The organism is Marisediminicola senii (assembly GCF_011057645.1).
GTDB lineage: Bacteria > Actinomycetota > Actinomycetes > Actinomycetales > Microbacteriaceae > Marisediminicola > Marisediminicola senii.
The window spans coordinates 1-11,998 of record NZ_JAALGE010000062.1 but is presented as its reverse complement, the minus strand read 5'-3'; the positions used below and the strand labels follow the sequence as shown (position 1 = coordinate 11,998).

Below are 11,998 nucleotides of genomic sequence, written 5' to 3'. Positions count from 1 at the left end.
CGGGCGCGCGGCCCGGGGCCCGCCGCAAACCCTGGACCCGCCGTCGCCATCGACCCAATGGCCCCCCCGGGGGGCACCGCCCCCGCGCCGCCCGACGACGACTGGCCCGTCGTCACCGCCGATGGCTCGGCCGCCGCGCACTGGGAGCACTCGGTCGCCGTGCACGCCGACGGCATCTGGGTGCTGACCGCGCACGACGGGGGAGCGGCGGGCCTCGCCCCCTTCGGCGTGACGCCCGTACCCATCCCGTAAGGCGCAGCCGGGCAGTCACGCAGCCGCAGGGACCAAGCCCGAGGGCGGGGCTGGCTACTTGTCCATGCTCCGCACGATCTCCTCGATGAACGACGGAAAGTCGACCGAGCGCCGAATCAGCTCCCGCACGTCGTCGCCATCGGCGAACACCGACACGAACTGGTCGAAGATCGCCTGGAACGTGGCCCGGTCGCTCGCGCTGAACGCGATCAGCGCCACCACGCTCACCCTGCTGTCTCCCCAGTCCATCGGGGTCTCGTTCACCGCGATGCAGATCGCCGTGCGCTCCGCCGACATCGCCATCGAGTGCGGCACCGCGAGCGTGTCGGTGAATGCGGTGGATGACATGCGCTCCCGGTCGATGGCCCCCGTCACGTAATCGGCACCGATGACCCCGGCCCCGATCATGCGGTCACCCAGCATGCGGATCATCGCGTTCTCGCTCTCCGCGGGCACGTTGCGCAGGAACATCGACTCGTCGAAGAAGTGCAGCAGGTCTTCTTTCAGCCGGGCGCGGCGACGCTGGCGGCGCACCCTGGCGATCGCGCGGCGCACCGCGTCGAGGTCGTGCTCGGTGGGGAACGGCTGCACGACGACCACGTTGTCGGCCTGCGCACCCGCCGCTATCGTCGTCACCACCACATCGCTGGCGAGCTCCGACCACTCCACGTCGGTGCGGGTGATCACGACGTCGATCTGCAGGTCCACCCCGAACGCCGCCTCGATGCGATCGCGCAGCAGCACGTGCATGTCGTAGTAGTTCGGGGTGACGATCGCGCAGGTCACGCGCTCCTCGCGCCGGGACTGCCGCTCCAGGTACGCACCCACGTGCATCGCGATGTAGGAGATCTCGTCGTCGTTGATCTCGATGCGTTCCAGGCGCTGGATCTCGCTCGCGATGAACACCGCGAGCTCGTAGATCATCGGGTACGACGTCTTGATCGACCGTGACATCGGGTTGCGCGAATATGCGTGGTCTCGGGCCCGCGCGATCAGGTTGTTCACGTGCAGGGCGAGCCGCCCCATGAACTCCTCGTCGTCGAGGTCGATCAGGTACTCCTCGGCCACCCGCGCGACGATGCCGCGCATCAGGTCGATCTCGTGGTCGACGTTCGCTGCGCCGCTCACCTCGGGGCGCACTCCGCCCCGGGTGATCACGCGCGTGGTGAGCAGGGTCGCCAGGTACTGCAGGTCGACCTCGCCGAGCCGGGTGCCGAAGTGCGTCTCGATGAGCACCGACAGGTCGGCGGGAATGTCGTCGACGCCAGGGCGCAGGTCGCGCGACTGCGGGCCGGGCGGCAACTGGTGCTTGGTGGTGCGGTCCACCGCGATCGCGACGTGCAGCAGCACGTGATTCACGCCGTACTCGTTGACGAAGTACCCGTGCGCATCGAGCATCTCGAGCAGGTCGGTCTTGAACGCCCCGAGGTTCGACGACGAGAACTCGCGCTCGATGCTCTCGAGCTCGAGGAACCCCTGCGCCCCCTCGTCACGGAACACGCGGCTCAGCAGCCGCCGGAGGTTCTGCTCCGACCCGGTGATGCTCACCAGCGGACCGCGCCGCACCAGGGTCAGGTCGGTGCCGGACAGCTCGCGCCTCAACTTGCGCAGGTCGGCTTCGATCGTCGACTCGCTCACGAACAGGCTGTCGGCGAGGGCGTGCACGTCGAGCCCGTCCGGCGCCTCGGCGAGGCGACGCACCAGGTGGTACACCCTGTCGCGCGGGCGCTCCGTCTCGGCGGTGCGCGACGACCGCGATGCGAGGAACGCCGAGTAATCGTCGCGATTGACCCGGTAGCCGCTCGTCGACGACTCGATCACCTCGAGCGGGTGCGCGAGCGACTTCACCGCGGTGACGTAGCTGCGCACGCTTCGGGTGGTCACCCCGAGGCGGCCGGCGAGCTCTGCCGCGGTCACCCACCCGTCGCGGGTCGCGAGGTGCTCGAGCAGGCGCTCGTGCCGGTCACTCATGCGCTTCCCACTGTCGCAGGGTATCCCAGCATCCATGTGACCGCATGGTTACTCCAATGCCCCGCATGCGACGCATCTTCCGGGGGTGCGGAAGACATTCTGGTGGTGCGAGGGCACCCCAGCGGGCACGATGGGTAGAACGTGGACGAATGGCGCGAGGAGGCGTGGAATGCAGCGGGTTTTCGTGGTCTGTGGCGCCGGCGCATCCAGCACCTTCCTCGTCCACCACATGCGGGCACTGGCCACCGAGCGCGGCCTGGCACTGGAGGTTCAGGCGGGCACCGTCGCCGACCTGCGATCACCCGGCGCTGACGCATCCATCGTTCTCGTGGCCCATCACCTGGCCGACCAGTTCGAGCGAATAGCGATGGATGCCGCCGCAGCGGGCTCCACCGCGACGCTCATGCCGGCCGTGCCGTTCGACCGCGCGGGTGCAGCCACCGCGATAGACACCGCACTCGGCACCGCGACAGCACGCACCACCGCACAGCACTCCGCCCCCATCCCGAGCCCCACCCCCACCCCATCAGTTCCCACCACCTACAGCACTGAATACAGAGGAGCACAGTCATGACGACGACGTCGGCACCGGTCAAGAAGACCGGAGCGCGGGTACATATCCAGCGCTTCGGCACATTTCTCAGCGGCATGGTCATGCCCAACATCCCGGCGTTCATCGCCTGGGGCCTGATCACCGCACTGTTCATCGAGACGGGCTGGATCCCGGTCGGCGTGCTCGGCGGCTTCGGCGAGACCGACGGCGTCGCGAACATCGGCCTCGTCGGCCCGATGATCAACTACCTGCTGCCCCTGCTCATCGCCTACACCGGCGGCCACACCATCTACGGCGTGCGCGGTGGCGTCGTCGGTGCCGCAGCGACCATGGGTGTCATCATCGGTGCCGCAGGCACCCCGATGTTCCTCGGCGCGCTCATCCTCGGACCGCTAACCGCCTACGTGCTCAAGAAGGTCGACTCGATCTGGGACGGCAAGATTCGTGCCGGCTTCGAGATGCTCGTCAACAACTACGTCGCCGGCATCATCGGGTTCATCATGGCGCTCGTCGGATTCTTCGGCCTCGCACCCGTCGTGCAGTTCGTCAGCGACGTGCTCGGCACCGCGGTGCGCACCCTCACCGACGCCGGCCTGCTGCCCCTCGCCTCGATCATCATCGAACCGGCCAAGGTGCTGTTCCTCAACAACGCCATCAACCAGGGCGTGCTCACCCCGCTCGGCGTCTCTCAGGCCGCAGAAGACGGCAAGTCGATCCTGTTCCTCCTCGAGGCGAACCCCGGCCCCGGCCTCGGACTCCTCGTCGCGATCTCGATCTTCGGCGTCGGTATCGCCCGTTCGACCGCTCCCGGAGCGATCGTCATCCAGTTCCTCGGTGGAATCCACGAGATCTACTTCCCGTACGTTCTCGCCAAGCCGATCCTGCTCGTCGCCCTCATCGGTGGCGGTGCGACCGGTATCGCCACCAACGTGCTCTTCGGCTCCGGCCTCGTGAGCCCGGCCTCGCCCGGCAGCATCTTCGCGGTGCTCGTGCAGACGGCCAGGGACAGCTACCTCGGCGTCACCCTCTCGGTCATCCTCTCGGCGACGGTCACCTTCGTGATCGCCTCGCTCATCCTCCGGGCCACGCGCAAGCGTGACCTCGCCGCCGAGGCCGCTGGTGAAGACAGCCTGAGCGCTGCCGCCGCCAAGATGGACGACCTCAAGGGCAAGAAGAGCGAGTACACCGGTGCCCTCAAGGGCGAGAACGCCTCCACCGCAGCTGCCGGCGTCGCCGCCGGTGCCGCCGCGGGTGGATCGATCGGAACCTCGGAGCGCATCCAGAACATCGTGTTCGCGTGCGATGCCGGCATGGGATCCAGCGCCATGGGTGCGAGCGTGCTGCGCAACAAGATGAAGAAGGCCGGCATCGACGGCGTGACGGTGACGAACAAGTCCATCGCCGCGCTCGACGGAACCGAAGACCTGATCATCACGCAGCGCGAGCTGACCGACCGGGCGCGCCAGAAGAACGGCCGCGCCGAGCACGTCTCGGTCGACAACTTCATGAACAGCCCGCGCTACGAAGAAGTCGTCGACAAGGTCGCCGACCAGAACAGGTAATACCCTCGACGGGGTCGGGTGGACCACGGTTCGCCCGGCCCCGTCATCGCATGTGCAGCAGTAACCGCATCGCCAACAGATAGGAATCCCCATGAGCGACAAGGTGCTCGAACTCGACCAGATCCGCATCTCCGGAACCGCCACCACCCGCGACGAAGCCATCCAGGAAGCCGCGCAGATCCTCATCGCCGCGGGCGCCGTGACCGACGACTACCTCGGGTACATGATGCAGCGCGAGACGCTCACCTCCACCTTCATGGGCAACGGGCTCGCCATCCCCCACGGCACCAACGACGGCAAGGACACCATCCTCGCGTCGGCCCTCTCGTTCGTGCGCTACGACGAGCCCCTCGACTGGAACGGCAACCCCGTGCGCTTCGTCGTCGGCATTGCCGGCAAGGAGAACGGCCACCTCGAGATCCTCTCCGGCATCGCCATCATCTTCAGCGACGAAGACGAAGTGCAGAAGCTCGCCGACGCGCAGTCGGCCGAAGAGATCCTCGAGCTGCTCAGCGGGGTGAACGAGAAGTGAAGGCCGTCCACTTCGGCGCGGGCAACATCGGCCGCGGATTCGTCGGGTTGATCCTGCACAACGCCGGGTACGAGGTCGTCTTCGCCGACGTGGACGCCACGGTCATCGACGCGCTCGCCGCCGCCCCCAGCTACCAGGTGCACGAGGTCGGGGTGCACCCCCGCACCTGGACCGTCGACAACTACCGTGCCCTCAACAGCCGCAGCGACGAGGCGTCGGTCATCGCCGAGATCGCGTCGGCCGACGTGGTCACCACCGCGGTCGGGGCCAGCATCCTGCGCTTCGTCGCCCCGGTCATCGCTGCCGGCATCGCCGCGCGCCCGGCCGGGTCGTCCCGCATCGCGGTGATGGCGTGCGAGAACGCCATCAACGCGACCGACATCCTCGAGGCCGAGATCCGCAACGCGCTACCCGACGCCACCGACGAGTGGGTGGGGGAGCGCGCGGTGTTCGCCAACACCGCGGTCGACCGCATCGTGCCGCAGCAGGCGGGAGGCAAGGGGCTCGACGTCGACGTCGAGGACTTCTTCGAGTGGGCCATCGACGGCACGCCATTCGGCGGCACGCCCCCGATCATTCCCGAGGCACACTTCGTCGACGACCTCGGCCCGTACATCGAGCGCAAGCTGTACACCGTGAACGCCGGCCACGCGACCGCCGCGTACCACGGGTTCCGCGCGGGAGCGGCATCCATCGCCGACGCCGTCGCGATTCCCGAGGTGCTCGCCGAAGTGCGGGCCGTACTGGCCGAGACCAGCGACTACCTCGTGGCGAAGCATGGCTTCGACCGCGCCGACCACGCCGCGTACGTCTCGCGCGTGCTCACCCGGTTCGCGAACCCGCACCTGCCAGACACCCCGACCAGGGTGGGCCGCAGCCCCCTGCGCAAGCTCGGTCGCGGCGAACGCTTCATCTCGCCGGCGGTCGGCCTCGACGGCTACGGCATGGCGGCCCCCGCCATCACCCGCGCCATCGGTGGCGCGCTCTACTTCTACGATGCCGAGGATGCCGAGAGCGTCGAGATGCGCGCAATGCTCGAGCAGCTCACCGCCGAAGAATTCGTCGAGCAGGTCACCGGGCTCGAGGCGGGTTCCGGCCTGTTCGACGCGGTGCGCGACGAGGTCGACGGGGTCAAGCGGGAGCTCGCCGGCTCGTAGCCGGGCCCGAGCGGCGTGGCGGCCGTGGAGTATACGTCGCAACTGGCGAAAGACGCCAATATCACCTAAGCTTGACCGTTGGTGTCTTGGGCGCGCTTCGGCGTGCCCGTGTCGGGAGTGACTCCCGGCCGCAGATGCCACTATCCACCGCACGACCAGCAGACGATATTTTAGCGACGAAGAGGATATGGCGAAAAAAGACGGCGTCATCGAGATCGAGGGTGCAGTAGTCGAGGCTCTCCCCAACGCGATGTTTCGCGTTGAGTTGACCAATGGACACAAGGTACTCGCCCACATCTCGGGCAAGATGCGCCAGCACTACATCCGCATCCTCCCCGAGGACCGCGTGATCGTGGAGCTGAGCCCTTACGACCTGACCCGAGGCCGGATCGTCTACCGCTACAAGTAACGCCGCTGGAAAGTAACGGCCCGCGACATCTCGCGGGTACGAAGACAGCGATCACAAGGAACCACCATGAAGGTCAACCCCAGCGTCAAGCCCATCTGTGAGAAGTGCAAGGTAATTCGTCGTAACGGCCGCGTCATGGTCATCTGCGAAAACCCTCGCCACAAGCAGCGCCAGGGCTAACGCCCTCCGCCGGTTCGCCGGTGCAGGCGATAACTGAATACAGACATAGCGATTCCAGAAGTCATCCCCGTCGTCGACCAGCTCGACGGCAGGGTGACGGACACCGGTGGTTGGAGGCCACCGCACCGGAGCCGCTACAGACCTCCACGTATTACCAGGAGTAGTGACATGGCACGTCTAGCAGGCGTCGACATTCCGCGCGACAAGCGCGTTGAAGTCGCATTGACATACATCTACGGTGTTGGCCGCACGAGGGCACTCAAGGTCCTCGCCGACACCGAGATCAGCGGAGAGATCCGCGTGAAGGATCTGACGGATGACCAGCTCATCCTCCTTCGCGACCACATCGAGGGCAACTACAAGGTTGAAGGTGACCTTCGACGTGAGGTCGCAGCCGACATCCGCCGCAAGGTCGAGATCGGAAGCTACGAGGGTGTTCGCCACCGTCGCGGCCTGCCCGTTCGTGGACAGCGCACCAAGACCAACGCTCGTACCCGCAAGGGACCGAAGCGCACCGTAGCCGGCAAGAAGAAGGCCCGATAGTCGCTGGGGCAACCCGCGTCGTCGCCATAGTCGTTTTAGGAGAAAACAATGGCAGCACCAAAATCGGCCGCTCGTAAGCCGCGTCGTAAGGACAAGAAGAACATCGCCGTGGGCCAGGCCCACATCAAGTCGACGTTCAACAACACCATCGTCACCATCACCGACCCCACCGGGGCCGTACTGAGCTGGGCTTCGTCCGGCACCGTCGGCTTCAAGGGCTCCCGCAAGTCGACGCCGTTCGCCGCCCAGCTCTCTGCTGAGTCCGCAGCGCGCCAGGCGCAGGAGCACGGCGTCAAGAAGGTCGACGTCTTCGTCAAGGGACCCGGCTCCGGCCGCGAGACCGCAATCCGCTCCCTCCAGGCCGCTGGCCTCGAGGTCGGGTCGATCAATGACGTGACACCGCAGGCACACAACGGATGCCGGCCGCCCAAGCGCCGCCGCGTCTAGCGGTTCGCACAAGCAGCAGTTTCGCATCGCGGGGGTGCCCAGGGCTTCGGCCCGGGCATCCCCGATATGCGGCTTCGGCCCGCATCGTCGATCCGGCGTGATCGGCATCGGGGCCCGCGACTCTCACAACTCAATATCTTCCCAAGTGTCAAATAGCGGACACTTTGCCGAAAGGAATCACTAGTGCTTATTGCACAACGCCCCACTCTGACCGAAGAGAACATCTCGGAGTTCCGCTCGCGGTTCGTGATCGAGCCGCTCGAGCCCGGTTTCGGCTACACCCTCGGTAACTCCCTGCGCCGCACGTTGCTCTCGTCGATCCCCGGAGCCGCGGTCACCAGCATCCGCATCGACGGCGTCCTGCACGAGTTCACGACGGTTCCCGGCGTGAAGGAAGACGTCACCGAGATCATCCTGAACCTCAAGGGCCTGGTCGTCTCCAGCGAGAACGACGAGCCCATCACCGCCTACCTGCGCAAGCAGGGCGCGGGCGAGGTAACCGCAGCCGACATCTCCGCTCCCGCGGGCGTCGAGATCCACAACCCCGAGCTCGTCATCGCCACCCTGAACGACAAGGCGAAGTTCGAACTCGAGCTCACCATCGAGCGTGGACGTGGCTACGTCTCCGCGACGCAGAACCGCAGCGAGTTCAGCGAAGCCGGCCAGGTTCCGATCGACTCGCTCTACTCGCCCGTACTCAAGGTGACCTACCGCGTCGAGGCGACTCGTGCCGGAGAGCGCACCGACTTCGACCGCCTGGTCGTCGACGTCGAGACCAAGTCGGCCATCACCCCGCGTGACGCCATTGCCTCGGCCGGACGCACCCTCACCGAGCTGTTCGGACTCGCCCGCGAGCTCAACACCGCAGCCGAGGGCATCGAGATCGGACCGGCCCCGGTCGACGCCGTTCTCTCGTCCGAGCTCAGCATGCCGATCGAAGACCTCGACCTGTCTGTGCGCAGCTACAACTGCCTCAAGCGCGAGGGAATCAACACGGTGAGCGAACTGGTCGCCCTGTCGGAGACCCAGCTCATGAACATCCGCAACTTCGGCCAGAAGTCGGTCGATGAGGTCAAGGACAAGCTCGTCGAGATGGGACTGTCCCTCAAGGACACCGTGCCCGGCTTCGACGGCGCGCACTTCTACAGCGGCTACGACGACGTCGAAGAAACCAACTGAGTCCTCGGCCACTCGCCTACATCACACTGATTCTGGAGACAACACACCATGCCCAAGCCAACTAAGGGTCCCCGCCTCGGAGGCGGGCCGGCGCACGAGCGCCTGCTGCTCGCGAACCTCGCCGCTGCCCTCTTCACCCACAAGAGCATCAAGACGACTGAGACCAAGGCCAAGCGCCTGCGTCCGATCGCCGAGCGCCTGATCACGTTCGCGAAGCGCGGAGACATCCACGCCCGCCGTCGCGTGCTCGGTGTCATCGGCGACAAGACCGTCGTGCACGAGCTGTTCACGCAGATCGCGCCGCTCGTCGCCGAGCGCGAAGGCGGCTACACCCGCATCACGAAGCTCGGCTTCCGCAAGGGAGACAACGCCTCGATGGTGCAGATGGAGCTCGTTCTCGAGCCCGTCACCGCCAAGGCCAAGCGCAGCACCACGTCGAAGAACACCACTCCGACCGCTGCTGCCGCAGCGCCCGCCGAGGCCGACACAGAGACGGCCGACGCAGATGTGACGGACACCGACTCGACCAGCACCGAGTCGACCGACACCGAGACGACCGGGGCCGCGACTGCGGAGACTCCCGCCGCCCCGGCTGCCGATGACGCACCCGGCGCGCCCGCGGACGTCGACCCGACGACCGACAGCGACACCACCTCGGCCGACGTCGACAGCACGCCAGAGGCAGACACCACCAAGTAGCACCCGCTTCACCGATGGCCCCGCTCCCGCAGCGGGGCCATCGCTCGTTAAGCCGGGTGTAGCGTCGGAGAATGGCGAGCGAAGCTGTCACCCTTACCGTGCCCGGCCCCGATGGCGACCGGGAAATGCGTATCTCCAGCCCCAGTCGCGTGCTGTGGCCAGACGACGGCATCACGAAGCTCGACCTCGCGAAGTACTTCGTCGCGGTCGGCCCGGCATTCGTCGAGGCCAACGGCGGCCGCCCGGTGTCGCTGCAGCGCTTTCCCGACGGCATCGACGGTGAGCAGTTCTTCTCGAAGAACCCGCCACGCGGAGTTCCCGAGTTCGTGCGCTCGGTCACCTGCACGTATCCGAGCGGCAGGTCGCATCCACAACTCGTCGTCGACGAGATCGCCGCAGCGGTGTGGATGGTGCAGATGAACACCATCGTCGTGCACCCGTGGCCGTCACGCGCCGACAACACCGACAACCCCGACCAGGTGCGCATCGATCTCGACCCGCAACCCGGGCAGGGCTTCGCGGAGGCAGTGACCGCCGCGCACCAGCTGCGCGAGGTGCTCGCCGAGGCCGGGCTCACCGCCTACGTCAAGAGCTCCGGCAATCGCGGGGTGCACGTGTTCGCGCCCATCGAGCCGACCCACGAGTTCCTCGAGGTGCGCCACGGCGTGATCGCCGCGGCCCGCGAGCTCGAGCGCCGCAATCCCGACGCCATCACCACCGCGTGGTGGAAGGAGGAGCGCGGCGACCGCGTCTTCGTCGACTACAACCAGGCAGCCCGCGACCGCACGATGGCCGGCGCGTACTGCCCCCGCCCGCTGCCCGGCGCCCCGGTCTCTACCCCGCTGTCGTGGGACGAATTGGATGCCGCGAACCCGGGTGACTTCACGATCGCGACCGTTCCCGACCGGCTCGATGACAACGGTGATCCGTGGCACGGAATGCACGACCAACCCGGCGACATCGCCACCCTGCTCGAATGGTGGGAGCGCGACCTCGCTGACGGCCTCGGCGAGCTGCCCTTTCCGCCGGACTATCCGAAGATGCCGGGGGAGCCGCCGCGCGTTCAGCCCAGCCGCGCGAAGAGGGCCGCCGACTGAAGGGCGAAGCCCAGGCCGGGCGAGGCAGTCCGTCGACTGCGCGTGCAGCCCAGCCGCGCAAAGAAGACCGCCGACTGAAGCGCTGGACGTCTCAAGCCTGCGTCAGCACGTCGTTGAGGTCGTAGGCGAGCGGCTGCTCGAGCTGCTCGAAGGTGCACGATCTGGCGTCGCGGTCGGGCCGCCACCGGTCGAACTGCACGGTGTGCCGAAAGCGCGACCCCTCCATCTGGTCGTAGCGCACCTCGATCACCCTGGTCGGCTCGAGCGGCACGAACGAGACGTCCTTGTTGCCCGAGAACCGGTTGCGATCCGATTCGCCCGTCACCGCCTGGCCGTGCTCATCGCGCATCACCAGCGGTGCCAGTTCGTCGATCAGCTCCATGCGCCGCACGTTCGTGAACGCCGACGCACCGCCGACCGAGCGCAGCTCGCCGTCCGCGTCGTACAGGCCGAGCAGCAGCGACCCGACGCCCGCGCCGCTCTTGTGCACCCGGTAGCTGGTGAGCACCACGTCGGCCGTGCGCGCGTGCTTGGTCTTGAGCAGGGTGCGCTTGCCGGGGGAATAGGGCGCCGCGAGCGGCTTCGCGATGACCCCGTCGAGGCCGGCGCCCTCGAAGTCGTCGAGCCACCGGCGGGCGACGGCCACGTCTCGCGTGGTTCGCGACAGGTGCAGGGGAGCCGCGGCATCCACCATCAGCGTCTCGAGCAGGTCGCGCCGCACCGAGAATGGCTCGTCGAGGAGCGACCGGTCGCCGATGGAGATCAGGTCGAACGCGATGAACGAGGCGGGGGTCTCCTCCGACAGGGTCTTCACCCGGCTCGCCGCGGGGTGGATGCGCTGCGACAGCGCCTCCCAGTCGAGCCTCTCTTCACCGGGCTCGCCGCTGCGCACGACGATCTCGCCGTCGAGCATCACCGGCTCGTCGAACGCGGCCGCGACGACGGCGACAAGCTCGGGAAAGTAGCGGGTCAGCAGCTTCGACCCGCGACTGCCGATCTCCACCGAGTCGGCGCCCACCGAGACGATCGCCCGAAAGCCGTCCCACTTCGGTTCGTAGCTCAGGCCGCCCTCGACCGAGTCCGGTTCGGGAATCGCCTTGGTGGCCTTGGCGAGCATCGGTTCGATCGGGGGAGCGGCTGGCTGGTCCATGCGTCGATACTGGCACGGGGCGTCGGGGGCAGGCACCTAGATGAGTGAGTCCTAATTGGTCTCGCTGTGGCCGGTGCGATGTCCCGATCGGGATAGCCCCGCGTGGTCGCTGTTAATCGTTGGCGGAGGGTGTTAAACCCTGTGTGAAAACCGACCTCAACACCCTCCTGACCACACTTTACGTTCATCTTGACGACCGGATCATGCCCGCGCTCGGTTTTTCAAGAGACGGGCACCCGGGCCGGAAACCGGTCCTGAACGATGTCG

At 67.0% G+C, this 11,998-nt stretch carries 13 protein-coding genes and 2 pseudogenes; 13 read left to right on the top strand and 2 right to left on the bottom strand.

What is annotated here, in order from left to right; all coding sequences use genetic code 11:
• Positions 1 to 252: pseudogene (locus tag G5S38_RS15740) on the top strand (type I methionyl aminopeptidase); the annotation flags it as partial.
• A gap of 54 nt (positions 253 to 306) precedes the next feature.
• On the opposite strand, the gene G5S38_RS14210 reads toward G5S38_RS15740, so the two are convergent.
• Positions 307 to 2,223 (bottom strand): BglG family transcription antiterminator, encoded by a 1,917-nt coding sequence (locus tag G5S38_RS14210; RefSeq protein ID WP_165069983.1) that lies wholly within the window; start codon positions 2,221 to 2,223, stop codon positions 307 to 309.
• Between the two features lie 169 nt (positions 2,224 to 2,392).
• On the opposite strand from G5S38_RS14210, the gene G5S38_RS14205 reads away from it, so the two are divergent.
• From G5S38_RS14205 to ligD, 11 genes are all read left to right on the top strand, one after another.
• Entirely contained in the window at positions 2,393 to 2,797 is a 405-nt protein-coding gene (locus G5S38_RS14205) for a PTS sugar transporter subunit IIB (protein WP_165069980.1), read from the top strand.
• On the top strand, positions 2,794 to 4,338 hold the full coding sequence (locus G5S38_RS14200; RefSeq protein WP_165069978.1) for a PTS mannitol transporter subunit IICB: 1,545 nt from the start codon (positions 2,794 to 2,796) through the stop codon (positions 4,336 to 4,338). Before G5S38_RS14205 ends, G5S38_RS14200 begins: the two co-directional genes overlap by 4 nt.
• A 91-nt stretch (positions 4,339 to 4,429) precedes the next feature.
• On the top strand, positions 4,430 to 4,870 hold the full coding sequence (locus G5S38_RS14195) for a PTS sugar transporter subunit IIA (RefSeq protein ID WP_165069976.1): 441 nt from the start codon (positions 4,430 to 4,432) through the stop codon (positions 4,868 to 4,870).
• Positions 4,867 to 6,027 (top strand): mannitol-1-phosphate 5-dehydrogenase, encoded by a 1,161-nt coding sequence (locus G5S38_RS14190; protein WP_165069973.1) that lies wholly within the window; start codon positions 4,867 to 4,869, stop codon positions 6,025 to 6,027. Before G5S38_RS14195 ends, G5S38_RS14190 begins: the two co-directional genes overlap by 4 nt.
• A 187-nt stretch (positions 6,028 to 6,214) precedes the next feature.
• Positions 6,215 to 6,436 (top strand): translation initiation factor IF-1, encoded by a 222-nt coding sequence (infA, locus tag G5S38_RS14185; RefSeq protein ID WP_022883252.1) that lies wholly within the window; start codon positions 6,215 to 6,217, stop codon positions 6,434 to 6,436.
• A 66-nt stretch (positions 6,437 to 6,502) separates the two neighbouring features.
• The gene (gene rpmJ, locus G5S38_RS14180; RefSeq protein WP_030148013.1) at positions 6,503 to 6,616 is read left to right on the top strand and encodes a 50S ribosomal protein L36; all 114 of its coding nucleotides are present in this window, start codon (positions 6,503 to 6,505) and stop codon (positions 6,614 to 6,616) included.
• 168 nt (positions 6,617 to 6,784) lie between these two features.
• Entirely contained in the window at positions 6,785 to 7,159 is a 375-nt protein-coding gene (rpsM, locus tag G5S38_RS14175; protein ID WP_165069971.1) for a 30S ribosomal protein S13, read from the top strand.
• A 48-nt stretch (positions 7,160 to 7,207) separates the two neighbouring features.
• Complete coding sequence (gene rpsK, locus G5S38_RS14170; RefSeq protein ID WP_165069968.1) at positions 7,208 to 7,606, top strand: 30S ribosomal protein S11; 399 nt, start codon at positions 7,208 to 7,210, stop codon at positions 7,604 to 7,606.
• 183 nt (positions 7,607 to 7,789) lie between these two features.
• On the top strand, positions 7,790 to 8,785 hold the full coding sequence (locus G5S38_RS14165) for a DNA-directed RNA polymerase subunit alpha (RefSeq protein WP_165069965.1): 996 nt from the start codon (positions 7,790 to 7,792) through the stop codon (positions 8,783 to 8,785).
• 48 nt (positions 8,786 to 8,833) lie between these two features.
• On the top strand, positions 8,834 to 9,484 hold the full coding sequence (rplQ, locus tag G5S38_RS14160) for a 50S ribosomal protein L17 (RefSeq protein WP_165069963.1): 651 nt from the start codon (positions 8,834 to 8,836) through the stop codon (positions 9,482 to 9,484).
• Between the two features lie 71 nt (positions 9,485 to 9,555).
• Complete coding sequence (gene ligD / locus G5S38_RS14155) at positions 9,556 to 10,581, top strand: non-homologous end-joining DNA ligase (protein WP_165069960.1); 1,026 nt, start codon at positions 9,556 to 9,558, stop codon at positions 10,579 to 10,581.
• A 91-nt stretch (positions 10,582 to 10,672) separates the two neighbouring features.
• Here the strand turns inward: ligD and G5S38_RS14150 are convergent, their stop codons facing one another.
• Positions 10,673 to 11,731 (bottom strand): ATP-dependent DNA ligase, encoded by a 1,059-nt coding sequence (locus G5S38_RS14150; protein ID WP_165069958.1) that lies wholly within the window; start codon positions 11,729 to 11,731, stop codon positions 10,673 to 10,675.
• A 143-nt stretch (positions 11,732 to 11,874) separates the two neighbouring features.
• Between G5S38_RS14150 and G5S38_RS16015 the strand changes: the two are divergent.
• Positions 11,875 to 11,998 (top strand): annotated as a pseudogene (locus G5S38_RS16015) (IS982 family transposase); the annotation flags it as partial.

Bases quoted from the DNA above. Each gene is read 5' to 3' on its own strand.
- G5S38_RS14210 (WP_165069983.1), bottom strand. From the start codon at position 2,223: ATGAGTGACCGGCACGAGCGCCTGCTCGAGCACCTCGCGACCCGCGAC.
- G5S38_RS14205 (WP_165069980.1), top strand. From the start codon at position 2,393: ATGCAGCGGGTTTTCGTGGTCTGTGGCGCCGGCGCATCCAGCACCTTC.
- G5S38_RS14200 (WP_165069978.1), top strand. From the start codon at position 2,794: ATGACGACGACGTCGGCACCGGTCAAGAAGACCGGAGCGCGGGTACAT.
- G5S38_RS14195 (WP_165069976.1), top strand. From the start codon at position 4,430: ATGAGCGACAAGGTGCTCGAACTCGACCAGATCCGCATCTCCGGAACC.
- infA (WP_022883252.1), top strand. From the start codon at position 6,215: ATGGCGAAAAAAGACGGCGTCATCGAGATCGAGGGTGCAGTAGTCGAG.
- rpmJ (WP_030148013.1), top strand. From the start codon at position 6,503: ATGAAGGTCAACCCCAGCGTCAAGCCCATCTGTGAGAAGTGCAAGGTA.
- rpsM (WP_165069971.1), top strand. From the start codon at position 6,785: ATGGCACGTCTAGCAGGCGTCGACATTCCGCGCGACAAGCGCGTTGAA.
- rpsK (WP_165069968.1), top strand. From the start codon at position 7,208: ATGGCAGCACCAAAATCGGCCGCTCGTAAGCCGCGTCGTAAGGACAAG.
- rplQ (WP_165069963.1), top strand. From the start codon at position 8,834: ATGCCCAAGCCAACTAAGGGTCCCCGCCTCGGAGGCGGGCCGGCGCAC.
- ligD (WP_165069960.1), top strand. From the start codon at position 9,556: ATGGCGAGCGAAGCTGTCACCCTTACCGTGCCCGGCCCCGATGGCGAC.
- G5S38_RS14150 (WP_165069958.1), bottom strand. From the start codon at position 11,731: ATGGACCAGCCAGCCGCTCCCCCGATCGAACCGATGCTCGCCAAGGCC.